Here is a 24,924-nt window from a genome sequence, read left to right on the forward strand (position 1 = left end):
ACCCTGGAGAAGAAGATGAGCACCGAAGAGATCCGCGCCGCCCTCGCCGACATCGTCAACGAGGTCGCCGGCATCCCCGCCGACGACGTCCAGCTCGACAAGTCCTTCAGCGACGACCTCGACGTCGACTCGCTGTCGATGGTCGAGGTCGTGGTCGAGGCCGAGGAGAAGTTCGGCGTCACGATCCCCGACGACGAGGTCAAGAACCTCAAGACCGTCGGCGACGCCGTCGCCTACATCGAGCGCAACCAGGCCGCCTGAGCCAGCTCGTCTGACCCAGCAAGCCTGACCCTCACGAAGGAGACCGACAGCCATGTCCCGCATCCGTGTCGTCGTCACCGGCCTGGGCACCACCAGCCCGCTCGGCGGCGATGTCGCCAGCACCTGGGAGGGCCTCCTCGCCGGTCGTTCGGGGGTTCGTCACCTCGGCGACATCGCTGACGGCCTCCCCGTGACCATCGGCGGCGTCGCGGCCGTGGACCCCACCGAGGTCCTCGACCGCGTCGTCGCCCGCCGGCTCGACCGCTCCTCGCAGCTCGCGCTCGTCGCGGCGCTCGAGGCGTGGGCCGACTCCGGCCTGGCCGCCGCCCAGGAGGCCGGCGACCTCGACAGCGAGCGCCTCGGCGTCGCCTTCGCCTCCGGCATCGGTGGCGTGCAGACGCTGCTGTCCAACCACGAGGTCCTGATGGAGAAGGGTCCGCGCCGGGTCTCCCCCATCGCGGTCCCGATGCTGATGGCCAACGCCCCGGCCGCCACCATCAGCCTCCGGATCGGCGCTCGCGGACCGGTCAACACGCCCGTCTCGGCCTGCGCGTCCGGCAACGAGGCCATCTCGCTCGCCGCCGACCAGATCCGGCTCGGCCGGGTCGACGTCGCCGTCGCCGGCGGCACGGAGGCGGCGATCCACCCGCTCCCGATCGCGGCGTTCGCGAACATGATGGCGCTGTCGAAGAACGACGGCGACCCCACCACGGTCTCCCGCCCGTTCGACACCGGTCGTGACGGCTTCGTGCTCGGCGAGGGCGCTGGGGCGCTCGTGCTCGAGTCCTACGAGCACGCCAAGGCACGCGGCGCCCGCATCTACGCGGAGGTGCTGGGCACCGGCATCACGGCCGACGCCCACGACATCGCCCAGCCCGACCCGGCCGGCCGCGGCGGCGCCCGCGCCATCCGGCTCGCCGTGCAGGACGCCGGGGTCGCCCCGTCGGACATCGCCCACGTCAACGCCCACGCGACCTCGACCCCGCAGGGTGACGTCGCGGAGTCGCTGATGCTGCACGCCGTCCTCGGCTCGGCCGCCAACGACCTGGTCGTCTCGGCGACCAAGTCGATGACCGGTCACCTCCTCGGTGGCGCCGGCGCCCTCGAGGGCGTGGCCACCGTGCTCGCGCTCCACCACCGCACTGCTCCCCCCACCATCAACCTCGACGAGCAGGATCCGCGGGTCGAGCTCGACGTGGCGACGAAGGTCCGGGACCTCCCACTCGGCGACGTCGCTGCGCTGAACAACTCCTTCGGTTTCGGCGGTGCCAACGTGGCCGTCATCTTCGGGACGCCGAGCTGACGTCGTACGAGGTGGACGAAGGGCCCGGCGCGATGCGCCGGGCCCTTCGTTTTTTCCTTGCCAGGGGCAGGTCAGACGACCTGGTGCAGCCAGCGGACCGGAGCTCCCTCACCGGCGTGCCGGAAGGTCTCGAGCTCGTCGTCCCAGGGCTTGCCGAGCAGCTTGTCGATCTCGTTCTCGAGGGTGACCTCGCCGAGCGCGGCACGCACGACCGCCGCCTTGAGCCGGTCCTCGGGGATCATGATGTCCCCGTGGATGCCGGTGACGGCGTGGAAGACACCGAGGTCCGGGGTCGAGGAGAAGCGGGCGCCCTCGGTGGACGACGTCGGCTCCTCCGTGATCTCGAACCGCAGGTGGTTCCAGCCGCGCAGTGCGGAGGCCATCTCCGCGGCCGCGCCGACCTTGCCACTCCACGAGAACTCGCAGCGGTAGCTGCCGGACTGCGCGGGCTGCGGCGTCCAGTGCGGGTTGACGGGTACGCCGAGCACGCCGCCCACCGCCCACTCGATGTGAGGGCACAGCGCGGACGGCGCAGAGTGGACGTAGAACACGCCCCTGGTTGCACTCATGCTTCCGGTCACCACGAACTCCTCGACTTCTCCCTACCTCCGGCGCGAGATACGCCTTCCCCAGCGGTCTCCTCGGAAGTGGTCGTCGTCATGGCGTTGCAGCAACCGTCACGTGAGCGACAAATGTGTGGTTGTGGTGACCATTGTGGCCCATGGGACACGTCGACACCAGTGATTGGGCCGTGTGTCCTGGGCTACTCGGCGACGGCCCCGGCGGCGCCCAGGCCGATCAGCTCGTCCATCACCTGCTGTGCGATGCCCAGCCCGCCGAGGTGGCTCTCGCCGTCGATGACGGTCATCGTGGCGTCGGGCAGCCTGCTGACGCAGTGCTCACCGTGGCGGAACGGCACGATGTGGTCGTCGTCGCCGTGCCACCACCGCACCGGCACCTGCACGTCCTCGAGCAGGAAGCCCCACTCCCGCGTGAACAGGATCAGGTCCGAGAGCGGAGCCGAGGTCTGGAAGCGGCTGCCGTTGAGCAGGTCGTCGAGGAACATCGCCTTGAACTCCGGGCGCCCGAGCAGGTTCTTGTCCCCCGGCGGCTGCACGGCCGCGTACAGGTCCAACGCGGGACCTGCGAGTGGCTTGACACTGCGGATGGCGCCGGTCAGCGCGATCCCGAGCGGGACGCGGGTCGCGGCGAGCAGGGGTGCCGCGTGGACGGCGAGCTGGATGATGCCCCCGTCCGCCGCGTCCGGGCCGCGCGTTGGCGCCACACCGCCGAGGACCCCGACGCTGTGCACCCGACCCGGCAGAGCCGCGCCCGCAGCCAGCGCGTAGGGACCACCGCCCGACAGGCCCACCACGCCGAGGGTGTCGATCGCCAGTGCGTCGAGCAAGAGGGCCAGGTCCTCGGTCCAGTCCAGGATGTCGGGATAGAGGTACGGCGTCGACGAGCCGATGCCCGGACGGTCGATCCCGATGATCCGCAGGCCCGCCTCCTCGGCGTACTGCCGTGCGTCGACCGGGATCTGTCGCCGCGCCCCCGGGGTGCCGTGCATCCAGACGAGCGCCGGCCCGCGCGGCGAGCCGTACTCGGCGAAGCTGAGCCGCCGCCCGTCGCGGACGGCGACGCTGCCCTCCAGCGTGGGCCGCCTGGGCTGCTCCGGAATCTTCACCGCCGGGAAAGTCATGCGCAGGAGTGTGGCAGGTGCACACGGTGCGCGCTGGGGTGTCCTAAGGTTCGACCATGACCGAGGGGGGAACCGCGACCGACAGCGCCCGCCAGCCGGGCCGGCGCCGGGCGGAGAAGCCCTCGCGGCGCCTGTCCGCGGGCAACCTCGGCAAGCCCCCGCTCCCCCGGATCTCGCTGCAGTCGAGGTTCTGGCGGTTCGTCTTCGCCGGTGCCGGCGTCCTGCTCCTGCTCGGCTGGTTCACCTGGTACGCCACGACGCCCGACGAGCTGCCGACGAGCGACAAGACCATCAGCGCTCCCGGCGTGGCCGGCACCCCGCTCTACGTCGGCATGTTCGGTGCGCCCGACGGCTTCGACCGCACCCTGCGGATCTCGGGAGTGAAGGTGCACGCGACCACGAGCGCCGATCTCACCATCACTCCCCTGCTGTGCCGTCGGGGCACCGTCGGCGTCACGACCGGACCGGAGCAGTTCTGCTCCGAGCTGATCGATCCCGCAGGGCAGCGCATGGTCGGCGGCGACTCGCTCGTGCTGAAGTTCGAGGCCGCCGAGCCGGTGATCGCCGTCGTCGACCAGCTGCGGGTCGCCTACCGCGAGGACGTGCGGTGGGACACGCAGCCGGCCGGCGTCGAGCAGGCCATCGTGACCTTCAGCGCCAGGCCCGACGTCGCGGACGACGCCACGAGCGAGTGAGCACGCCCGCGGTCAGCCGCGGTCGACCCGCTTCTCGAGCGACTCGGCCCGCTCCGCGGCATCGGTGACCTCGTCGGAGTCGATCGCGTTGGTCTTGTGGAACCAGGTGAGCGCGTCGTTGAGCCGGCCGGCCGCCTCGAGCGTGTCGGCGTAGGCATAGCGCAGGCGCACGACCCACGGCTCGCGGCTCTTGCTGTTGAGCGGCGACACCTCGAGGGTGCGCAGCGCGGCATCCATCTGGCCCAGGTCGCGCCGTGCCCCGGCCTCGACGATGGTCATCTCGGCCTTGGCGGCCGAGGGGAACCGAGCGACCGAAGGGCTCTTCGCCAGCTCGAGCGCACGGGTCGGGTTGCCGAGCGCGCGGTGGCAGTCGGCCATGATCGGCAGGTACGCGGTCGCTCCGTTCAGCCGCTTCGCGGCGCGGAGCTCTGCCAGCGCCTCGGCGTAGTGACCCGCCGCATAGGCGGTCTCACCGACGGCCTCTCGCACGACGGCGATCCGCGCAGCGCGCGCCTTGGCCGCCAGCGTGTGCTTGTACGCCGTCTCCGGGTCGTCGTCGACCAGCTGACCGGCCGCCGCGAGGTGACGCGACACGCGCAGCGCCAGCTTCTCCGGCAGGCTCCGCAGCTGGGCGCGGATGGACGCGTCGAGCTCGGTGCCCGTGATGTCGTCAGGGATCGGCGGGCCGTCGTAGACCGCCTGCTCCACGGTGCGCTCGCGCTGCTCAGGCGCGCCACCGATGCGGCGCTCGCCCTGTCCGCCGGCCGGCTTGCCGCGGCGCTGACCGCCGCGCTCGCTGGCAGGCCGGCGGTCTCCGTCCTTCCGGTCGAAGGACTTCTTGTCGTCCCGGCGCTCGTACGGCTTCTTGTCGCCGTCCTTGCGCTCGAAGGGCTTGCGATCCCGACCGGAGCCACCGCTGCTGCGGGGCTTGCCGTCGCCGCGCGACGAGCTGCTCTTGCGTGGGTCACCGCCCTGGCCCTGCCGGGGCCCGCCCGACCGGGATCCGCCGTCCCGGCGTCCTCGCTGGTCTGTCACGTCCGTGCACCTGCTCCGTGTTGAGATCGCTATTGAGATGAGAGAAGTGTGTCTGCAAAAGACAGTAGAGGCCACCCCTGAGGGTGGCCTCTACTGGAATGTTTGTCCGGCGGCGTCCTACTCTCCCACATCCTCTCGGTTGCAGTACCATCGGCGCTGGCAGGCTTAACTTCCGGGTTCGGGATGGGACCGGGTGTTTCCCTGCCGCTATGGCCGCCGTAACTCTATGAACCGCCAGGTGTACCCCGTGTAAGGGGTGGTCGGACCTGGGGTTGGTCTCTTGTAGTGGACGCGCGCACCCCGATTGATGGGGTGGTGTTGTTCCCGTAACACTTGATTTGTTGATGTGTGTTGGGGGTTTGTTGTGGCAAGTCTTCGGCCTATTAGTACCGGTCGGCTGGGCATTGCTGCTGTACACCTCCGGCCTATCAACCCAGTGTTCTGCTGGGGGCCTTAACCCACAAGGGGTGGGAAACCTCATCTTGAAACGTGCTTCCCGCTTAGATGCGTTCAGCGGTTATCACTTCCGAACGTAGCCAACCAGCCCTGCACCTGGCGGTACAACTGGCACACCAGAGGTTCGTCCATCCCGGTCCTCTCGTACTAGGGACAGCCTTTCTCAAGTTTCCTACGCGCGCGGCGGATAGGGACCGAACTGTCTCACGACGTTCTAAACCCAGCTCGCGTGCCGCTTTAATGGGCGAACAGCCCAACCCTTGGGACCTACTCCAGCCCCAGGATGCGACGAGCCGACATCGAGGTGCCAAACCATCCCGTCGATATGGACTCTTGGGGAAGATCAGCCTGTTATCCCCGGGGTACCTTTTATCCGTTGAGCGACGACCCTTCCACTCGGAGTCGCCGGATCACTAGTTCCGACTTTCGTCCCTGCTCGACATGTCTGTCTCACAGTCAAGCTCCCTTGTGCACTTACACTCGAAACCTGATTGCCAACCAGGCTGAGGGAACCTTTGAGCGCCTCCGTTACATTTTGGGAGGCAACCGCCCCAGTTAAACTACCCATCAGGCACTGTCCCTGAACCAGATCATGGCCCTAGGTTAGACATCTAGTACGACCAGAGTGGTATTTCAACGATGACTCCACCCCAACTGGCGTCGAGGCTTCACAGTCTCCCACCTATCCTACACAAGCCGAACCAAACACCAATGCCAAACTATAGTAAAGGTCCCGGGGTCTTTCCGTCCTGCCGCGCGTAACGAGCATCTTTACTCGTAGTGCAATTTCGCCGAGTCCATGGTTGAGACAGTAGGAAAGTCGTTACTCCATTCGTGCAGGTCGGAACTTACCCGACAAGGAATTTCGCTACCTTAGGATGGTTATAGTTACCACCGCCGTTTACTGGGGCTTAAATTCTGAGCTTCGACTTGCGTCTAACCCGTCCTCTTAACCTTCCAGCACCGGGCAGGAGTCAGTCCGTATACATCGTCTTACAACTTCGCACGGACCTGTGTTTTTAGTAAACAGTCGCTTTCCCCTGGTCTCTGCGGCCCTTCACGCTCACCCAGCAAGTGGGGTCACGATCCGGGCCCCCCTTCTCCCGAAGTTACGGGGGCATTTTGCCGAGTTCCTTAACCATGGTTGTCTCGATCGCCTCGGTATTCTCTACCTGATCACCTGAGTCGGTTTCGGGTACGGGCGGCTCGTGGCTCGCTAGAGGTTTTTCTCGGCAGCATAGGATCACCCACTTCCCCCCTACGGGGTCGGCATCACATCTCAGGGTCACCGACCAAACGGCTACGTGGCGGATTTGCCTACCACGTCCCCTACATGCTTACCCGCCGTCTACCATCGCGGCGGTTGGGCTACCTTCCTGCGTCACCCCATCGCTTGCCTACTACCGGGTCGGATCCCACGCTCCACACCAAGCTCTCACCCCGAAGGGATCGATACGAGGTGCTTCGGGTGGTTAGCATCACCGGGTTCAGCATGGGCGCCACTTCGCCGGTACGGGAATATCAACCCGTTGTCCATCGACTACGCCTGTCGGCCTCGCCTTAGGTCCCGACTTACCCAGGGCAGATTAGCTTGACCCTGGAACCCTTGATCAATCGGCGCACGGGTTTCTCACCCGTGATTCGCTACTCATGCCTGCATTCTCACTCGTGTCACATCCAGCCCTGGATCACTCCGGACCTTCACCCGTGACACGACGCTCCCCTACCCACCAGTACCCCTGAACCAAGATCAAGTCCGGCTTGGGTTACGTACTAGTGCCATGGCTTCGGCGGACGGCTTGAGCCCCGCTACATTGTCGGCGCGGAATCACTTGACCAGTGAGCTATTACGCACTCTTTCAAGGGTGGCTGCTTCCAAGCCAACCTCCTGGTTGTCACTGCGACTCCACATCCTTTTCCACTTAGCCGCCTCTTAGGGGCCTTAGCCGATGGTCTGGGCTGTTTCCCTCTCGACTACGAAGCTTATCCCCCGCAGTCTCACTGCCACGCTCTCACTTACCGGCATTCGGAGTTTGGCTAACGTCAGTAACCTGGTAGGGCCCATCGGCTATCCAGTGCTCTACCTCCGGCAAGAAACACGCAACGCTGCACCTAAATGCATTTCGGGGAGAACCAGCTATCACGGAGTTTGATTGGCCTTTCACCCCTATCCACAGGTCATCCCCTCCATTTTCAACTGAAGTGGGTTCGGTCCTCCACGCCGTCTTACCGGCGCTTCAACCTGCCCATGGATAGATCACTCCGCTTCGGGTCTAGAACACGCGACTCAAACGCCCTATTCGGACTCGCTTTCGCTACGGCTTCCCCACACGGGTTAACCTCGCCACGTATCGCTAACTCGCAGGCTCATTCTTCAAAAGGCACGCCATCACCCTATGACAGGCTTTGACGGATTGTAGGCACATGGTTTCAGGTACTATTTCACTCCCCGCCAGGGGTACTTTTCACCTTTCCCTCACGGTACTGGTCCGCTATCGGTCATCGAGAAGTATTTAGGCTTAACGGGTGGTCCCGCCAGATTCACACACCATTCCAGGAGTGGCGTGTTACTTGGGAAATGCTGAACACAGCCTGACACTATCGTCTACGGGGCTATCACCCGCTACGGCACCGCTTTCCAACGGTCTTCGACCTCGTCTCAGGTTTCTGACTGCGCGCCACCCCGGCAGAGACGGCAACAACACTCCCACAACCCCCCGACTGCAACGCCTGCCGGCTATCACACAATCGAGGTTTGGCCTCATCCGATTTCGCTCGCCACTACTCTCGGAATCACTTTTGTTTTCTCTTCCTGCGGGTACTGAGATGTTTCACTTCCCCGCGTTCCCTCCACACACCCTATTTCATTCAGGTGCAGGTAACACGACATGACTCGTGCTGGGTTTCCCCATTCGGACATCCCCGGATCAACGCTCGGTTGCCAACTCCCCAGGGCATTTCGCAGGCTCCCACGTCCTTCATCGGCTCTCGATGCCAAGGCATCCACCATGTGCCCTTAACAACTTGCCCACAACAAACCACCAACACACACAAACAAACCACCCACCCCAAAGGAACAAACCCCCAGAACAGGCAATCGCTCGAGCTCTGTCAGCGGCCTCTTGCAGTACAAACCGATTAAGAGAACACACAAAACAATCAATTCGATACGAAACAACACAACACCCACCAAACCCAACCCACAACGGGGCCAGATCCACGCGGGTGCAATGCTCGCGTCCACTATCAAGAAGTCAAACAACCAGAAGCCAACCAGCACCAACACTCCCGCCCCCCGAAGGGAACAGCTTGTGCGAGCGCGGCGTCTGATGCCTCAGACACCCAACAGCGTGCCATGCCTCCAGGACCAAACCCACCAGTCGAAACCAACTGGCCGATCGGCCCAACAAGACGATTGTGTTCCACTAAGAACACCCCTAGACGTCGACAACTCATTCGGCTGTCGAACTGGGTGTGCTCCTTAGAAAGGAGGTGATCCAGCCGCACCTTCCGGTACGGCTACCTTGTTACGACTTCGTCCCAATCGCCAGCCCCACCTTCGACGGCTCCCCCCACAAGGGTTAGGCCACCGGCTTCGGGTGTTGCCGACTTTCGTGACGTGACGGGCGGTGTGTACAAGGCCCGGGAACGTATTCACCGCAGCGTTGCTGATCTGCGATTACTAGCGACTCCGACTTCATGGGGTCGAGTTGCAGACCCCAATCCGAACTGAGACCGGCTTTTTGGGATTCGCTCCCCCTCACGGGATCGCAGCCCTTTGTACCGGCCATTGTAGCATGCGTGAAGCCCTGGACATAAGGGGCATGATGACTTGACGTCATCCCCACCTTCCTCCGAGTTGACCCCGGCAGTCTCCCATGAGTCCCCGGCATAACCCGCTGGCAACATGGAACGAGGGTTGCGCTCGTTGCGGGACTTAACCCAACATCTCACGACACGAGCTGACGACAGCCATGCACCACCTGTACACCAGTATCAAAGAGACCCCCATCTCTGGGGGCTTCCGGTGTATGTCAAACCCAGGTAAGGTTCTTCGCGTTGCATCGAATTAATCCGCATGCTCCGCCGCTTGTGCGGGCCCCCGTCAATTCCTTTGAGTTTTAGCCTTGCGGCCGTACTCCCCAGGCGGGGCGCTTAATGCGTTAGCTACGGCACGGAATCCGTGGAAAGGACCCCACACCTAGCGCCCAACGTTTACGGTGTGGACTACCAGGGTATCTAATCCTGTTCGCTCCCCACACTTTCGCTCCTCAGCGTCAGGTAATGCCCAGAGAACCGCCTTCGCCACCGGTGTTCCTCCTGATATCTGCGCATTTCACCGCTACACCAGGAATTCCATTCTCCCCTGCATACCTCTAGTCTGCCCGTATCGGAAGCAAGCAACGAGTTAAGCCCGCTGTTTTCACTCCCGACGCGACAAACCGCCTACGAGCCCTTTACGCCCAATAATTCCGGACAACGCTCGGACCCTACGTATTACCGCGGCTGCTGGCACGTAGTTGGCCGGTCCTTCTTCTGTACCTACCGTCACTTTCGCTTCGTCGGTACTGAAAGAGGTTTACAACCCGAAGGCCGTCATCCCTCACGCGGCGTTGCTGGATCAGGCTTCCGCCCATTGTCCAATATTCCCCACTGCTGCCTCCCGTAGGAGTCTGGGCCGTGTCTCAGTCCCAGTGTGACCGGTCACCCTCTCAGGCCGGCTACCCGTCAAAGCCTTGGTGAGCCATTACCTCACCAACAAGCTGATAGGCCGCGAGCACATCCTGCGCCGAAAAACTTTCCACCACCAACACATGCGTGTAGCGGTCATATCCGGTATTAATCACCGTTTCCGGTGGCTATCCCAGAGCGCAGGGCAGATTACTCACGTGTTACTCACCCGTTCGCCGCTCGAGTACCCCCGAAGGAGCCTTTCCGCTCGACTTGCATGTGTTAAGCACGCCGCCAGCGTTCGTCCTGAGCCAGGATCAAACTCTCCATAAGAAGAAACATAATCCCAACAAAGAAACTGCTGACAAACTGTCCACAGAATCATTCATTGACAAGAAAGCACCAACCAAACACCCCACAAAGAGGCATCCAGCCAATGCACACAAACGTCACAATCGAATCTATGCATGACACACTGTTGAGTTCTCAAACATCACACGCTGCGAACCTCGTCGTTTCCGACTCGTCTTCGCGCTGATGTGCGCCCCGGACTCTAGCTCTTCGTCCTGGTCTGTACCAAACCCGCAAGGCTTGCTTTTCTGACCAGCACTCGAAGCTGATGCTCGAGGCAAGTGGTCGCGGGGCCGGAAGCCCTCCGGCTGACCGCCGTCTTGCTTCCCGCCGCACCCGGCGACGAAGAGAACATTACGCATTCCCCCGCAGAAGCACAAATCGAAACGACGTGACCCGGGCCACACCGCTCCGACGGGGCTGTCGGAGCCCTCCGGAGAGGCCCTGGTGAGCCTCCCCGGAGGGGTCGCGTCAGCGCACCCGCACGCCGGCGAAGCGCTTCTTGCCGCGCCGGAGCACCAGCCACGACGAGGCGATCAGGTCGCCTGCGGCGGGGACGTGCTCGGGGTCGTCGACACGGACGTTGTTGACGTAGGCGCCGCCCTCCGCGACGGTGCGCCGCGCCTCGCCCTTGGACTTCGCGAGCCCGGTCAGGGTCAGCAGCTCCACCACGTCGGGGATGCCGGAGGTCCCGTCGACGTCGATGGCCCCGGCCTCGCCCAGTGCTGCCTCGAGGGTCGCGCCCGAGAGGCTCGTGATGTCGCCCGTGCCGAAGAGTGCCTCGGCGGCCGCCTTGGCGTTCTCGGTCTCGGTCGCACCGTGCACGAGCGTCGTGACCTCGTCGGCGAGGACCTTCTGCGCCTCCCGGAGGAACGGCTTCTCCGCGTGCCGCGCCTCGAGCCCCTCGATCTCCTCGCGGGGGAGGAAGGTGAAGACGCGCAGCAGCTCGCCGACCTTCTCGTCCTCGACGTTGAGCCAGAACTGGTGGAAGGCATAGGGCGGCATCAGCTCGGGGTCGAGCCAGAGGGCGCCGCCCTCGGTCTTGCCGTACTTCGTGCCGTCGGCCTTGGTGATGAGCGGCGTGGCGAAGGCGTGGACCGTGGCACCTTCCGCGCGTCGGATCAGGTCGACGCCGCCGGTGAGGTTGCCCCACTGGTCCGATCCCCCGAACTGCAGGGTCACGCCGTGCTGACGGTGCAGGGTGAGGTAGTCCATCGACTGCAGGAGGACGTAGGAGAACTCGGTGTAGCTGATCCCCGACTCGAGCCGGCGGCGTACCGTCTCGCGCGCCAGCATCCGGTTGACCGGGAAGTGCTTGCCGATGTCGCGCAGGAAGTCGATGACCGAGAGCCCGTCGGTCCAGTCGAAGTTGTTGACCATCGTCGCGGCGTTGTCGCCCTCGAAGGACAGGAAGGGCTCGATCTGCCCGCGGACACGCGCCGTCCACTGCTGCACGGTGTCCAGTGAGTTGAGGGTGCGCTCCCCCGAGTCGCGCGGGTCGCCGATCATGCCGGTCGCGCCGCCGACGAGGGCGAACGGCGTGTGGCCGGCGCGCTGGAGGCGCATGGCCGTGACGATCTGGACCAGGTTGCCCATGTGGAGGCTCGGCGCGGTCGGGTCGAAGCCGACATAGAACCGGACACTGCCCTCCGAGAGCGCCGAGCGCAGCGCGTCGCGGTCGGTGGTCTCGGCCAGGAGGCCGCGCCACTCGAGGTCGTCGAGGAGGGTCGGGTCGACGGGCACGTCGTACTTCTTCCGTTCGGTGGAGCGGGCCGTTCCCGCGTCCGGTGCACTCCAAGGGTGCCGCATGGATCACGCCTGCCTCCAATGGGTTCACGGCGGTGGTCACGGGTACCGTGCAAGGACCATGACCACGCGACGGGTAGCAGGCAGGTACGAGCTGCGGCGCGCCGTCGGCCGAGGCGCCAACGGCACGGTCTGGCTCGCGCACGACGAGGTCCTCGGGCGTGCCGTCGCCCTCAAGCGGACGGCGCCGGGTGCAGGCTTCGAGCACCAGGCGGTCCGGGTCGAGCGCGAGGCGCGTCTCGCCGCGCAGGTCGCCCACCCGAACGTCGTGTCGGTCTACGACCTGGTCGACGACGGCAGCGACACCTGGCTGGTCATGGAGTACGTCGATGGACCACCGCTCTCGACCGTGGTCCGCGAGGCGGGGCCGCTCCGCCCCGACGACGCCGCGCGCCTGCTCGCCCCGGTGGCCGACGCCCTCGTCCACGCACACGGGCTGGGCATCGTGCACCGCGACATCAAGCCGTCGAACATCCTCGCTCCCGGGGGCGGCGGGGCGAAGCTGACCGACTTCGGGATCGCCCGCAGCACGGCCGACGCCACGCTGACCCAGACCGGGATGATCACCGGGTCGCCCGCCTACCTGGCTCCCGAGGTCGCCACCGGTGGTCAGGCGACGCCGGCGAGCGACGTGTGGGCCTTCGGGGCGACCCTCGTCCACCTGCTGACGGCCCGGCCGCCGTACCACCGCGACGACCTCGACAACGGCCCGCTCTCGGTGGTCTTCCGGATCGTCAACGAGGAGCCGCCCACCGTTCTCGGCGCGGGCTGGCTCGGCCCGCTCATCGCCGCGACGATGGAGCGCGACCCCGGCGCGCGGCCCACGATGGCCCAGCTGCGCGACCGGCTCGAGCGCACCGCCGACCTGTCCGTCCAGACCATGGCGTTGCCGGCCGTGCCGCCACCCCCGGCGCCTCCCGTGCTCGCACCGCTGCCTCCCCCGCCCCACCGGCCGCACCGGCCGCACCGGCGCCCGTCCGGCCGGATGGCGGCCGTGGTCGCGACCGGCTCGGCAGCCGTAGTCGCCCTCGTCACGATCCTGGCGCTGCAGGGCGCCGGCGACGAGGACCCGGTGAGCGCCGATCCCCGTCCGGGCGCGACCACGACCGACGCACCCACCGAGACCGGACCTCCTGCCCCGACCGCTGCCGAGATGGAGGACTTCGCGCGGACCTACATCCGGACCGCCGACGCCGACCCGGACGCGGGGTTCGCGATGCTCACGCCGACGTACCAGGGCGACAGCCCGCGCTACGCCGACTTCTGGGGCCCGATGCACAACCCGCGCGTCCTCACGATCAGCGCCGACCCGGCCGCGATGACGGTGACCTACACCTACCGCTACGCCTTCCCGCGGAAGGGCAACCTCACCGAGACCGTGACGCTCCGGCTCGAGCAGGCCGACGACGGTCGCCTCCTCATCGCGGGCACCGCCTGACGGACGGCCCTGAGACCCCTCGCTGAAAGTCGCCTCCCGCGCCGTCGCGGTGGGTAGCCTGACCCGGGTGAGCGAGTACGACGCCCGGTTGGCCGACCGGGTGCGCACCCGCGGCGTCCTCGGGCCCGACGACGCCGCGCGCCTCCTGCTCCCCGTCGCGGACGCACTCGCGGCACTCCACGCCACCGGGGCTGCCCACGGGGCGCTCTCCCCCACGGCCGTGCGGATCGAGGGCGAGGGCCGCGCGGTCCTGGTCGACCGCGCGGTGGTGGCACCCGATCCGTCGTACACGGCGCCGGACCCGAGCGCCGGGCTCCGGGCCCACCCGGCCCCGGACGACGTGTGGGCGTTCGCCGCCCTGCTGCGCTTCGTCACCACCGGGACCAGCCCGCACGCGGGCCAGCTGCCCACCGCGGGAACGAACGGCTTCCGGGACATCGGGTGGCTGGCGCCGATCACCGAGCTGGCGCTGCTCGCCGACCCGCGGGAGCGGCCGAGCATGGCGGAGGTGGCGGCGTACCTGCGCGCGCGGGTCGGCGGGCCGGCGCCCTCCGACGGGCGGCGGCGACCGTCGGGCCCCCTGCTCGCCATCGGTGGTGCCGCCGTCATCGTCGGGCTCGCGCTGGTCGGGGCCGCGCTCCTGTTCCTCGGGCCGGACGACGAGCCCGCCGGCCGGAGGCCCGCGGCGTCCAGCACGGGACCGGACCGGTCGGGCGATGCCGGCGACGGGCGGCAGGAGGAGCCTGCGCCGTCGGAGACCGCCGACGCGGTGAGCGCCCGAGAGCTCGAGGAGTTCGCGCGCGACTACGTCGAGCTCGCCAGCCGCGACCCCGAGCAGGGCTTCCGGCTGCTGACGCGGTCCTACCAGCAGCAGAGCCCGCGCTACCGCGAGGTGTGGTCGGCGATCGACGACCCGCGGATCCTGGCGATCACCCCGGACCCGCTGGCGATGTCGGTGAGCTACACCTACCGCTACTCGCTCCCCGGCGGCCGGACCCGGACCGAGGACATCACCTTGCGGCTGGTGCGGCGCGGTGAGCGGCTGCTCATCGCTGGGGCATCGGCACGCTGAGGCCGGAGCCCGCGGCCACGCCCGCGGCGACCGCTGCCTCGACCCGGTCCGGCTCCCCGGCGACGAAGACGTACTCGACGTTGCGCAGCCGCCCCACCTCGCCGACGCGTTGCCCGGTCGGCCCGTGGATCCCGATCTGCGCGCCGACGTACCTCTTGCGGTCGAAGGCGAGCACCGCGACCTCGCGGTGGCCGGCGTCGCGCAGGATCGTCGTCATCTCGGCGGGCGCGATCCACGACTCGTCGTTGTAGGACACGACGGCGACGTCGGCGCGGACCCTGGCCAGCACGTCGGTGAGCGCGGCCGGCATCGTGCGGCGGCTGTTGAAGACGCTGCGCTGCTCGCGGGCGTCGACCCGCTTGCACGCGATGCCGTAGTGCTCCGGGGCGTCCCAGCGGACCAGGGTCTCCCAGATGTGGTAGTTCGCGAAGTACCGGTGCTGGTTGTACGGCGGGTCGACGTAGACGAGGTCGACCGTGGGCAACCGGTCGACCGTCTCCAGCACGTCGCCGCCCTCCGTGGCGCCGGGACCCGCCAGCAGCTCGGGCCGGCGCAGCTCCAGCTCGCCGAGCGCACGCGGCGCCCAGGCCTTGAGGTAGGCCATCTGCACGCCCGTCGTCGAGTCGACCCGGTCGGCCGCGAGCATCAGGCTGGTCAGCAGCAGCGGCCGCAGCGGGCTGCCGGGTGGGTGGTCGCGCTCGATCGCGTCGCGGATGGCGTCGACGCGCTCGCCGTTGCGGGGCTGGAAGAAGCGGGCCCGCTCGCAGAAGGTCTCGGTGAAGTAGCCGCGGTGCCCGGGCAGCGCGCCGAGACGGGCGAGCTCGGCATCCAGGATGGCGAGGTCGACGGTGTCGGCGTCCGTGGCGATGTAGCAGTCGCTCAGCACGGTGGAGTACGACGCCAGGTCGGCCGCCGTGACGAACAGCCCCCGCCGCTTGAGCTCCTGGGCGACCCGGGTCGTGCCGGTGAACAGGTCGACCGCGGTCCGCGCTCCCGCCGCGACGGCGATCTCCCCCAGCGCCGGCACCAGGGTGCGCTTGGAGCCGAGGTACTTGATCACAGGGGCAGCGTAGATGCGACCTGGACCACATCCGGTCAGGCGGAGGTGTGGTGCGGCGTGGCGCGGGAAGGCGGCGGACACCATTTCACTCGGGGGAAGGAACCACCCATGTCCGTCAAGCTCGCCCTGCCCGCCGCGCTGCTCGCGGTCCTCGCGCTCAGCGCCTGCCAGGACGACGAGGTCCCGTCCGCCGGCGACCCGTCGTCCGACGCCACCACCGACACCTCCAGCGAGTCGCCGTCGGAGTCGACCGAGTCGACCGAGTCCACCGAGGAGACCGAGTCCACCGACGACGGCGGCGAGGGTGCCTCCGCGGGCTCCGTCACCGCCCCCGGCACCGAGCTGTCGATCGGCGACAAGGCCGTGCTCCCGCTGACCTACGGCACCGACGGCACCGCCACCGTCGAGGTCACCGTCACCGGCATCCGCGAGGGCGCGTCCGCCGACCTCGAGGCCGCGAAGGTCGAGAACGCCGCCGACTACACGCCCTTCTACATCGACCTCGAGATGACGATCCTGTCGGTCGGCCCCGACGGCTTCGGCGGCTACACGGCCGGCAGCGACTTCGACGGTCTCATCGGCTCGCAGAAGGCCGGCAGCCTCATCGTCTTCGGCGACTTCGCGCCCTGCGCCGACGGTGGCTTCGAGTACGACGCCGCGGTCGGAGACACCGCGAAGGGCTGCGTCCCGGCCCTGGCCACCAAGGGCTCGACCGTCGACGGCGTCCAGTTCAGCGGCGGTGGTGACGACTCGCCGTACGACCAGTTCGACGGCGAGCCCGTCGTGTGGAAGTGACCCACCACCGCTGAGCGGATCGACCCGCTCCACCCGCACCGCCCCGGCCGGCCCACGTGAGCCCGGCCGGGGCGGTGTCGTCCCCGGCCCGGCGGGTACGGCGCGGGCGTGGGCGAGATCCGTGTCGGCACCTCCGGCTGGTCGTACGACGGCTGGCACGGCGACTTCTACCCGGACGACCTGCCGCGGCGCGAGGAGCTGGCGTACCTGTCGCGGCGGCTGACGTCGGTCGAGGTCAACGGCTCCTTCTACTCGCTGCAGCGGCCGTCGTCGTACCGGGCCTGGCGGGACGCGACGCCCGAGGACTTCGTGCTCGCCGTGAAGGGCGGCCGCTTCATCACCCACGTGAAGCGGTTGCGCGGCATCGAGGCGCCGCTGGCGAACTTCTTCGCGTCGGGCGTGCTGGCGCTCGGTCCCAAGCTCGGCCCGGTCCTGTGGCAGCTCCCCGAGAACCTCCCGTACGACACGGCGCTGATGGCGGACTTCTACGCGCTCCTGCCGCGCACCACCGCCGCGGCCGCCGACCTGGCGTCACGCCACGACGAGCGGCTCTCGGGCGACCGGGTGCTGGCGTCGTACGACGTCGACCGGCCGGTCGCGCACGTGCTGGAGTTCCGCAACCGGTCCTTCTGCACGGACGAGGCACTGGCCCAGATGCGGGAGCACGACATCGGGTGCGTCGTCGCGGACTCCGACGGGCGCTGGCCCCGCGCGGAGGCGGTCACCAGCGGCGTCGTGCACGTCCGGCTGCACGGGCACACGAAGCTCTACACCAGCCGCTACTCGTCGCGGTCGCTCGACAAGTGGGCCGTCAGGTGCCGTCGTTGGGCGGAGCAGGCCGACGTCTTCGTCTACTTCGACAACGATGCCGACGGGCACGCGCCGCACGACGCGGAGGCGCTGCTCCGGCGGCTGGACTGAGGCGTCGCGGGTACCACAGCGCCATGTCGGTGCTGCTCACCTTCGCCTTCGCGCTCCAGCTGATCGTGGGGGGCTACATGTACAGCTTCGTCCTCGCCGCGGGCCAGCGCTCGAGCAACGCGCGGGCGACGCGGATCCCCGACCTGGTCGCGTTCGCGCACCCGATCGCGGCGCTCGTGACCTTCTCGGTCTGGATCGCCTATGTCACCAGTGATCGCGCCGGCTTCGCGTGGGCGAGCTTCGCCGCCGTCCTGGTGACCGCGAGTGGCGGAGCGGTGATGGGTGTCGCCACGCTGCGCGGCAGCCGGTACGTCGACCGGCCCGAGCCGCACCGCGGCGTGCTCGACCCGGGCGACCCCTCGGAGGTGCGCGTGGCGGAGAAGCAGATCCCGCTCGTCTCCATCGCGCTGCACGGCGGGACCTTCCTCCTGCTCGCGGTCGGCACGTTCCTCGTGGCGCTCGGCGTGCTCGACTGAGATGCTCGCTGCATGGCGGACACCCCCTCTCCCCTGCAGCCGCTCGACGAGGACTGGCAGCGGGCGCTGTGCATCGTGGCCCACCCCGACGACATGGAGTTCGGCGCCGCCGCGGCGGTCGCCCGCTGGACCGGGCAGGGCAAGACGGTCGTCTACTGCATGGTGACCAGCGGCGAGGCCGGCATCGACGGCCTCTCCCCCGACGAGTGCCGGTCCGTGCGCGAGGCCGAGCAGGTCGCCTCCGCGCAGGTCGTCGGCGTCGACGTCGTCGAGTTCCTCGGCCTCCCCGACGGCGTCCTCGAGTACGGCGTCCCACTGCGGCGCGAGCTCGCGGGCGTCGTACGCAGGCACCGGCCGGAGATCGTGGTCACCGGCAACTTCCGCGACACCTGGGGCGGGCGGAACCTCAACCAGGCCGACCACATCGCCGTGGGCAGGGCCGTGGTCGACGCCGTGCGCGACGCGGGCAACCGGTGGGTTTTCAACGAGCAGCTGGTCGACGGGCTCGAGCCGTGGGGCGGGGTGCGGGAGGTCTGGGCCTTCGGCTCGCCCGACTCCACCCACGCCGTCGACACGACCGCCACCTTCGACGCGGGCGTCGAGTCGCTGAAGGCGCACGCGGCGTACATCGACGGGCTGGGCTGGGAGAACTGGGACCCGCGGGAGTTCCTCGAGGGCATGGCCCGCGGCACCGGGACCCGGCTGGGCGTGGCGTTCGCCGCGCCGTTCGAGGTGTTCCCGATGGGCTGGGGCGACTGACGCACCGAGCTTGGGTGGGGCGGGTGGGGCTCGAACCCACGACCCAAGGATTATGAGTCCTCTGCTCTGACCGACTGAGCTACCGCCCCTTGCATCGCGGAGCACACCCTAGCGGCGGGACCGGGCGACGGCGTGGCCGCTCCGGGGCCCACGACGGATCCACCGTTCGAGCCCCGGCAGTCGCCTCCGACCCTGGTCCGCATCGAACGGTGGATCGCTGGTGCACGGCGATCGGCGAGCCCGGCTCTGCGAGCATGGGCCCATGGACACGCTGCGCTCGATCGCCCTGTTCGTGGCCGCCGCGGTCGCCGAGATCGGGGGCGCCTGGCTGGTGTGGCAGGGCGTGCGGGAGCACCGCGGCTGGATCTGGATCGGGGCCGGCGTGATCGCCCTCGGCGCCTACGGGTTCGTCGCGACGCTCCAGCCGGATGCGCACTTCGGGCGGATCCTGGCGGCGTACGGCGGGGTCTTCGTGGCCGGCTCGCTGGTGTGGGGCATGGTGGCCGACGGCTTCCGTCCGGACCGGTACGACGTGATCGGCGCGCTGGTCTGTCTCGTGGGCGTCGCGGTGATCATGTACGCGCCGCGCTCGGCCTGACCTCGACGGGCGGCACCTCGAGCAGGAGGGCGAGCCAGCGGGCCGGGACGTAGCCCCACTCCGCCTGCTCGTCGCGGGTCATCGTCGCGACGCAGCGCCGCCAGGACTCCACCCGCGCGAGCCGGGCCAGCTGCAGGGCGGCCGGCAGGGCGGCGCGGAGCGCGGCGATCGGGGCGAGATCGCTCCACACCTCGAGACCGGCGTCGGCGATGCGCCACAGCCGCGGGTCGTCGTGGGTGGCGTGCAGCTCGCCCTGGGCGATGTAGAGCGGCACGAGCAGGTTGCCGAGGGGCTCGCCGACGACGGCGTCGCCGAAGTCGAAGAAGCGCAGGGTGCCGTCGAGGGGCACGACATTCGCCGCGTGCAGGTCGTTGTGGACCAGGGTCAGCGGCAGGTCGAGGTCCTCGACACGGTCGGACCAGCGGTCCACCGTGGGCAGCAGCCGCTCGAGGCGGTGCGCCACCTCGGGTGCCAGCCGCCGGGGGTCGTCGGGCGGGAGCGCGGCGAGGCGGCCGACCGCGTCGGCGACGTACGTCGACGCGTCGGACGGGTCCATCACCGTCAGTCCGGGGTCGAAGCCGACCGAGGCGACCCGACGTTGGAGGGCCGCGGACTCGGCGACGACGCGGCACCACACGTCGACGTCGGCGGCACGCCCGAGCTCCTGGAGCGTCGGCCCGAGGTCCTCGGTCAGCAGGAGGTCGCGCCCGGCGTCCGCGGCGAGCACCGGCACGACCTGGTCGGGGGCGATCCGCGCGAGCTCGGCGACGAGCCGCGCCTCGTGCGCCTGGCCCGGGCAGTTCTGCTTGACGTACGACGTCCCGGAGCCCGCGTGCGCCCGCCACACCGCGGACCAGGGCTGCCGTCCGACGGGCTCGAGCGTGACCGGCTCGCCGACGGCGTCCGCCACGAACGAGTGCAGGCCGGCGAGGAACTCCTCATCGGACCACACTGCGCTGGTCCAGGTGCTCACGTTCGCAGCGTGACCCACTCCGGGCCCGGGCGCCAGCGGTTTGTCAGCGAGCGCGGAAGACGCCGCTCGGCGGGCCGCCGGCGGGGATACCGCCACCGCCTCCCCCGAAGCCGCCTCCCCCGAAGCCTCCTTGCTCGCTGCCGCCGCTGGGCAGGTCGGCGTCGAGGTCGGCCAGGACCACCTCGTCGCCGGCCTCCAGCCCGTCGGTCACCTCGATCTGCGTCGCGCCGACGATGCCGGTGGTCACCCGGACCCGCTGGGCCACGCCGTCCTCGACCACGGTGACCGATCCGTTGCTGACCGCGGAGGCCGGGACCACGACGACGTCGTCGGCGGCGCCGACCACCGCCGTCACCGAGGCCGGCATCCCGTCGGGGAGCTGCAGGTCGCGCTCGTCGAGCACGATCCCGACCGTGTACGTCGGGTCTGAGCCGGTCGAGGAGTCGCTCGTCGCCACGTGCTCGATCCGGCTGACCGCACCGGCCAGCGCCTCGGTCGCCCCGGCCGGGGTGACCTCGACGTCCATGCCCTGCTCCAGTTGGGCGGCCTGCGTCGCGGTCGCCTCGACGCTCACCGTGGTCAGGCCGGGCGCGACCACCGTCGCGACGGTGTCTCCGGCCGCGACCTCGTCATCGGTGGCGACAACGAGGGACGCGACGGTCCCGTCAGCGGGAGCGCGGACGACGGCGCCGGCCAGGTCGGCCTCCGCGGCCGCGAGGTCCGCCTTCGCGCGGTCGATCGACGCCTGGTCCTGGGCGAGGGTCGCGGCGGTCACGGTCTGGCCGGACGCGCCACCGGCCGGCGCGGCCGCCGAGGACCCGGTGGATCCGGTGGATCCGGTGGACCCGGTGGCCCCGGTGGACCCGGTGCCGCTCGGGGCGCTCCCGGAGCCGGTCGAGCCGCCTCCCGATGAGCCCGTCGAGGGGTCCGCCTGCACGGATCCGAGCGCCTCCGTCAGCGTGCTGCCGAGCGTCTCCAGCGCCGTCTGGAGGGCGGTCTGGGCCTCGCTCGCCGTCGCCTGCGCGGACTGCACGGCGACCAGCGCCGCGCTGCACTCCTCGCTGAGCACGGCGGTGGTCGTCGTACCGGCGTCGGCGGTGGTGCCGTCCGTCGCCGAGTCGGTGGCCGCGTCGGTGGCCGCGTCGGTGCTCTCCGTCGTGGTGACCGGGTCGGCACAGGCCGTCTGCTGGTCGGCGAGCGCGGTCCCGGCGGCGGACAGCGCCGTGCCGGCGGCCGTCTGCGCCGCGAGGACGGCGTCCTGCTGCGCGGTCAGCTGCTTCACGACGGCAGCCGTCGAGGAGGACGTGCCCGAGGACGGGGCACCCGAGGACGGGGCACCCGAGGACGGGGCACCGCCGGACGAGGACCCGCTGGAGCCGGACCTCCCCGCCGTGGCCGACGCCGAGGAGGAGCTCGTCGACGTCGTCACCGCAGTGGTCTGCGCCTCGCGGTCGTCGGCGAGCTGTGCCTTCGCCGACGCCAGGTCGGAGGCCGCCCGGTCGACCGCGGCGCGCAGCGAGGCCCGGTCGAGGACCGCGATGACGTCGCCCTCCTCGACCGTGTCGCCCTGCTCGACGCGCACCTTCGCAACCGTCCCGGCAGTGCCGAACGCGAGCTCGGAGCTGCCGCTCGGGGAGATCGTGCCGGACAGGCTCAGCCCCTGCTCGACGGAACCGGTGGTCGCGCTGACGGTGCGGTAGTCGACGCTGTCGTCGCCGACGGCGCCGTACGCCGCGACGCCCGTGCCGGCCAGCGCGAGCGCCGCCAGCGGGAGCGCCACACGGCGCGAGCGGATCAGCGGCCGCACTGGTCGTCCACCTTGTCGCTGACCCGGATCGTCGCCGCAGTCACGGCGCCGGTGTCGTCGGCGTCGCCCTGCGCCTGGACGCAGCGGCCGACGGTGAGGGCGCTGGCGTCGGCCGCGACCTGCTTCGAGTACGTCGTGTCCGCGCCGACCGTCACGGTGACGTCGCCGTCCTGGCCCTCCACGACGAAGCCGTCGGCAGAGACCGACTTCACCGCGCCGACGGTGCCGAAACCGCCGCCCGGGCGACCGCCGCCGGGTCCACCCGACGGCAGGTCGCTCGGGAAGTCCGACGGGAGGTCCGTGGGCAGGTCCGTGGGTCGCTCGCCGCCGCCGGGGAAGCCTCCGCCGCCGAAGCCTGCGGCGCAGCCGTCGTCGCCGCCCTCGGAGATCGCGACCGAGGCGGCCGTCACCTCGGTGGCCGCGGTGTCGGAGCCGGCGTCGTCGCCGTCGGCCGTGCGGACGACGACGCAGGCCCCCACGGCCACGTCGGCCGGCTTCGCCGCGGCCTGGTCGGTGATCGTGGTGCCGGACGTGACCGTCACGGCGACCTGCCCGGTCATCGGGCTCTGCACCTGGAGCACGTCGCCGTCGACGGCGGCGATCTCGCCGAAGGCGCCCGGCATGCCATCAGCGCCGGGGCCGCCCGCGGGGGCGCCCGATGCGGCGCCCGCCGGCGAGGAGTCGCTGGCGGTGTCGGTCGCGTCGTCGGACCCGCAGCCCACGAGGAGGACGGCCAGCGCGAGGGCGCAGGTCGTCGTACCGAGGGGGCGGGCGGCGCGGGTGAGGTGGGTCAGGGACATGGGTCGGGTTCTCCTCGGGGTGGTCATGTCACTCGCTGCGGAGCGCGTCGATGGGGGTGAGTCGGGCGGCGCGGCTGGCCGGGTACACGCCGAAGCCGACGCCGAGGGCGAGCGAGGTGGCGAGCGCCGCGACCGTCGCGAGCGCCGAGATCGCGACGGCCTGGTCGATGAAGTGCGGCAGCACCTGGGCGCCGATGACGCCGATGAGGACGCCGACGACGCCGCCGGTCAGGCCCAGCAGGGACGCCTCGACGAGGAACTGCCGGCGGATCACGTTCGGCGCGGCGCCGAGGGCTTTGCGCAGCCCGATCTCGCGGATCCGCTCGGTGACCGAGACGAGCATGATGTTCATGACGCCGATCCCGCCGACGAGCAGCGAGATCCCCGCGACGCCGCCGAGCAGGACCGTGAACGTCCGGTTGGTCTCGTTGGCCGTCTCCACCAGCGAGTCCTGCGTGGAGATGGAGAAGTCCGCGTCGGCCGTCGTCACGCCGTGCCGGTTGGCGAGCAGCGCCTGCACCTCCTGGTACGCCGCCGCGAGGGTCTCCTCGCTCACGGCCTCCACGTAGATCGTCGAGACCGTGTCGGACGTGCTGCCGGTGAGCCGGCTCGCCGTGCCCACCGGTACGACGGCCTGGTCGTCCTCGCTCGTCCCGGTCGAGGACGCCCCCGACGAGGTCAGCACGCCGACGACCGTGAGCCGGGTGCCGTTGACGGTGACCGTCTGTCCGACCGGGCTCTGGCGGGCGAACAGCTCCGAGGCCGTGTCGGCGCCGATCACGGTGACCGCCGCACCCTGCGCGGCCTCCTCGGCCGTGAAGAAGCGGCCCGCGGACAGGTCGCGGCTGCGCACGTCGAGCCAGGCGGTCGTCGTACCGACGAGGGAGGTGGTCCAGTTGGTGTCGCCGCTGACGAGCGAGACCGAGCTGGAGGTGGTCGGCGCGACGGCGGCGGCGTCGGGCACGGCCTCGGGGTCGGCGATCGCGGTGGCGTCGGCGTAGGTGAGCGTGGAGGCCGACCCGAAGCCGCCACGCATCCCCGAGGAGTCGGTGCTGCTGCCCGGCGAGACGATCAGCAGGTTGGACCCGAGCGCGTCGATCTGGTCCTCGACCTCCTGCTGCGCGCCCTGGCCGAGGCCGACGGTGAGGATCACCGACGAGATGCCGATGACGATGCCCAGGACCGTCAGCGACGAGCGCAGTCGGTGGGACCGGATGGCGGCGAAGCCGGAGCGGAAGGTCTCCCACCAGCTCATCGGGCGACCACCCCAGTCGCGAGGCGGTCCTCGGTGATCAGGCCGTCGTCGATGACCAGGTTGCGCCCGGCACGGGCCGCGACGTCGGGCTCGTGGGTGATCAGCACGATCGTGCGCCCCGCGGCGTGCAGCTCGTCGAAGAGGCCGAGCACGTCGTGGGTCGAGCGGGAGTCGAGGTTGCCGGTCGGCTCGTCGGCGAGCAGCAGCGCGGGCTCCGTGACCAGCGCCCGGGCGACGGCGACCCGCTGCTGCTGGCCGCCGGAGAGCTCGCCCGGGCGGTGGTCGAGGCGCTCGGCGAGGCCGACCCGGGAGAGCGCGGCCGCGGCCCGCTCGCGACGCTCGGCGCGCGAGACGCCGGCGTACACGAGCGGGAGCTCGACGTTGCGCAGGGCGGTCATCGACGGCAGCAGGTGGAACTGCTGGAAGACGAAGCCGATGCGCCGGTTGCGGATGGCCGCGAGGGCCGCCTCGTCGAGGCTGGACGTGTCGTCGCCGGCGAGCACGTAGCGGCCCTCGGTCGGCACGTCGAGGCAGCCGAGCAGGTTCATCAGGGTCGACTTGCCGGACCCGGACGGGCCGATCACGGCGACGTACTCCCCCGGCTGGACGGACGTGTCGATGCCGCGCAGCGCCTCGAACTCGACGCTGCCCGACCGGTAGGTCTTGCGCACGCCCTCGAGCTCGATGATC

20 protein-coding genes, 1 tRNA gene and 3 rRNA genes are annotated in these 24,924 nt (G+C 69.3%); 10 read left to right on the top strand and 14 right to left on the bottom strand.

What is annotated here, in order from left to right; genetic code table 11:
- The first annotated feature begins 15 nt into the window (after window positions 1-15).
- Together BJ993_RS01150 and fabF are read left to right on the top strand one after the other, a co-directional pair.
- Window positions 16-261 (top strand): acyl carrier protein, encoded by a 246-nt coding sequence (locus BJ993_RS01150; protein ID WP_036544446.1) that lies wholly within the window; start codon window positions 16-18, stop codon window positions 259-261.
- A gap of 52 nt (window positions 262-313) precedes the next feature.
- Window positions 314-1,564 (top strand): beta-ketoacyl-ACP synthase II, encoded by a 1,251-nt coding sequence (gene fabF, locus BJ993_RS01155; protein ID WP_036544443.1) that lies wholly within the window; start codon window positions 314-316, stop codon window positions 1,562-1,564.
- A 71-nt stretch (window positions 1,565-1,635) separates the two neighbouring features.
- Here fabF and BJ993_RS01160 read toward each other — a convergent pair whose 3' ends face one another.
- Together BJ993_RS01160 and BJ993_RS01165 are read right to left on the bottom strand one after the other, a co-directional pair.
- Window positions 1,636-2,133, bottom strand: a complete 498-nt coding sequence (locus tag BJ993_RS01160; protein ID WP_036545093.1) for a DUF3145 domain-containing protein — start codon at window positions 2,131-2,133, stop codon at window positions 1,636-1,638.
- Window positions 2,134-2,327: 194 nt separating this feature from the next.
- On the bottom strand, window positions 2,328-3,266 hold the full coding sequence (locus tag BJ993_RS01165) for an alpha/beta fold hydrolase (RefSeq protein ID WP_179647436.1): 939 nt from the start codon (window positions 3,264-3,266) through the stop codon (window positions 2,328-2,330).
- 56 nt (window positions 3,267-3,322) lie between these two features.
- On the opposite strand from BJ993_RS01165, the gene BJ993_RS01170 reads away from it, so the two are divergent.
- Window positions 3,323-3,961: a hypothetical protein gene (locus tag BJ993_RS01170; protein WP_179647437.1), complete on the top strand. Its 639-nt coding sequence runs from the start codon at window positions 3,323-3,325 to the stop codon at window positions 3,959-3,961.
- A gap of 12 nt (window positions 3,962-3,973) precedes the next feature.
- Here BJ993_RS01170 and BJ993_RS25490 read toward each other — a convergent pair whose 3' ends face one another.
- The 5 genes from BJ993_RS25490 to tyrS form a co-directional block, all read right to left on the bottom strand.
- Window positions 3,974-4,996 carry a tetratricopeptide repeat protein gene (locus BJ993_RS25490; RefSeq protein ID WP_179647438.1) on the bottom strand — a complete coding sequence of 341 codons (1,023 nt, stop codon included), beginning with the start codon at window positions 4,994-4,996 and terminating at the stop codon, window positions 3,974-3,976.
- Between the two features lie 104 nt (window positions 4,997-5,100).
- Window positions 5,101-5,217: ribosomal RNA gene (gene rrf / locus BJ993_RS01180) — 5S ribosomal RNA — on the bottom strand.
- Window positions 5,218-5,359: 142 nt separating this feature from the next.
- Window positions 5,360-8,482: ribosomal RNA gene (locus BJ993_RS01185) — 23S ribosomal RNA — on the bottom strand.
- Window positions 8,483-8,937: 455 nt separating this feature from the next.
- Window positions 8,938-10,456 (bottom strand): 16S ribosomal RNA (locus BJ993_RS01190).
- The 16S, 23S and 5S rRNA genes sit together here, the layout of an rRNA operon.
- 489 nt (window positions 10,457-10,945) lie before the next feature.
- A complete protein-coding gene (gene tyrS, locus BJ993_RS01195) occupies window positions 10,946-12,217 on the bottom strand; it encodes a tyrosine--tRNA ligase (RefSeq protein WP_308645702.1) in 1,272 nt (423 codons plus the stop codon).
- Window positions 12,218-12,341: 124 nt separating this feature from the next.
- On the opposite strand from tyrS, the gene BJ993_RS01200 reads away from it, so the two are divergent.
- Together BJ993_RS01200 and BJ993_RS01205 are read left to right on the top strand one after the other, a co-directional pair.
- Window positions 12,342-13,718 carry a serine/threonine-protein kinase gene (locus BJ993_RS01200; RefSeq protein ID WP_179647440.1) on the top strand — a complete coding sequence of 459 codons (1,377 nt, stop codon included), beginning with the start codon at window positions 12,342-12,344 and terminating at the stop codon, window positions 13,716-13,718.
- Window positions 13,719-13,785: 67 nt separating this feature from the next.
- Window positions 13,786-14,790 carry a serine/threonine-protein kinase gene (locus tag BJ993_RS01205; protein WP_179647441.1) on the top strand — a complete coding sequence of 335 codons (1,005 nt, stop codon included), beginning with the start codon at window positions 13,786-13,788 and terminating at the stop codon, window positions 14,788-14,790.
- Here BJ993_RS01205 and BJ993_RS01210 read toward each other — a convergent pair.
- Complete coding sequence (locus BJ993_RS01210; protein ID WP_179647442.1) at window positions 14,765-15,850, bottom strand: DNA adenine methylase; 1,086 nt, start codon at window positions 15,848-15,850, stop codon at window positions 14,765-14,767. The genes BJ993_RS01205 and BJ993_RS01210 overlap by 26 nt on opposite strands.
- A gap of 108 nt (window positions 15,851-15,958) precedes the next feature.
- Between BJ993_RS01210 and BJ993_RS01215 the strand changes: the two genes are divergently transcribed.
- From BJ993_RS01215 to BJ993_RS01230, 4 genes are all read left to right on the top strand, one after another.
- A complete protein-coding gene (locus tag BJ993_RS01215; protein ID WP_179647443.1) occupies window positions 15,959-16,645 on the top strand; it encodes a hypothetical protein in 687 nt (228 codons plus the stop codon).
- Between the two features lie 108 nt (window positions 16,646-16,753).
- Window positions 16,754-17,566: a DUF72 domain-containing protein gene (locus tag BJ993_RS01220; RefSeq protein WP_179647444.1), complete on the top strand. Its 813-nt coding sequence runs from the start codon at window positions 16,754-16,756 to the stop codon at window positions 17,564-17,566.
- Between the two features lie 23 nt (window positions 17,567-17,589).
- On the top strand, window positions 17,590-18,042 hold the full coding sequence (locus tag BJ993_RS01225; RefSeq protein WP_179647445.1) for a hypothetical protein: 453 nt from the start codon (window positions 17,590-17,592) through the stop codon (window positions 18,040-18,042).
- Window positions 18,043-18,054: 12 nt separating this feature from the next.
- Window positions 18,055-18,801 carry a PIG-L deacetylase family protein gene (locus BJ993_RS01230; RefSeq protein ID WP_179647446.1) on the top strand — a complete coding sequence of 249 codons (747 nt, stop codon included), beginning with the start codon at window positions 18,055-18,057 and terminating at the stop codon, window positions 18,799-18,801.
- A gap of 15 nt (window positions 18,802-18,816) precedes the next feature.
- On the opposite strand, the gene BJ993_RS01235 is transcribed toward BJ993_RS01230, so the two are convergent.
- Window positions 18,817-18,890: transfer RNA gene (locus tag BJ993_RS01235), tRNA-Ile, on the bottom strand.
- A gap of 173 nt (window positions 18,891-19,063) precedes the next feature.
- Here BJ993_RS01235 and BJ993_RS01240 point away from each other — a divergent pair.
- On the top strand, window positions 19,064-19,399 hold the full coding sequence (locus BJ993_RS01240) for a YnfA family protein (RefSeq protein WP_036546381.1): 336 nt from the start codon (window positions 19,064-19,066) through the stop codon (window positions 19,397-19,399).
- Here the strand turns inward: BJ993_RS01240 and BJ993_RS01245 are convergent.
- The 5 genes from BJ993_RS01245 to BJ993_RS01265 are packed head-to-tail and all read right to left on the bottom strand — an operon-like array spanning window position 19,374 to window position 24,923.
- Entirely contained in the window at window positions 19,374-20,372 is a 999-nt protein-coding gene (locus BJ993_RS01245) for a phosphotransferase (protein ID WP_179647447.1), read from the bottom strand. The genes BJ993_RS01240 and BJ993_RS01245 overlap by 26 nt on opposite strands.
- Before the next feature lie 43 nt (window positions 20,373-20,415).
- Window positions 20,416-22,179, bottom strand: coding sequence for an RND family efflux transporter (locus BJ993_RS26290; RefSeq protein WP_179647448.1), 1,764 nt, complete (start codon window positions 22,177-22,179; stop codon window positions 20,416-20,418).
- On the bottom strand, window positions 22,167-22,979 hold the full coding sequence (locus tag BJ993_RS01255) for a DUF5666 domain-containing protein (protein ID WP_179647449.1): 813 nt from the start codon (window positions 22,977-22,979) through the stop codon (window positions 22,167-22,169). Before BJ993_RS01255 ends, BJ993_RS26290 begins: the two co-directional genes overlap by 13 nt.
- A 28-nt stretch (window positions 22,980-23,007) precedes the next feature.
- Window positions 23,008-24,234, bottom strand: coding sequence for an ABC transporter permease (locus BJ993_RS01260; RefSeq protein WP_179647450.1), 1,227 nt, complete (start codon window positions 24,232-24,234; stop codon window positions 23,008-23,010).
- The gene (locus BJ993_RS01265) at window positions 24,231-24,923 is read right to left on the bottom strand and encodes an ABC transporter ATP-binding protein (RefSeq protein WP_179651868.1); all 693 of its coding nucleotides are present in this window, start codon (window positions 24,921-24,923) and stop codon (window positions 24,231-24,233) included. The genes BJ993_RS01260 and BJ993_RS01265 overlap by 4 nt, the downstream gene beginning before the upstream one ends.
- Window position 24,924 lies beyond the last annotated feature (1 nt).

Source organism: Nocardioides aromaticivorans (assembly GCF_013408525.1).
GTDB lineage: Bacteria > Actinomycetota > Actinomycetes > Propionibacteriales > Nocardioidaceae > Nocardioides > Nocardioides aromaticivorans.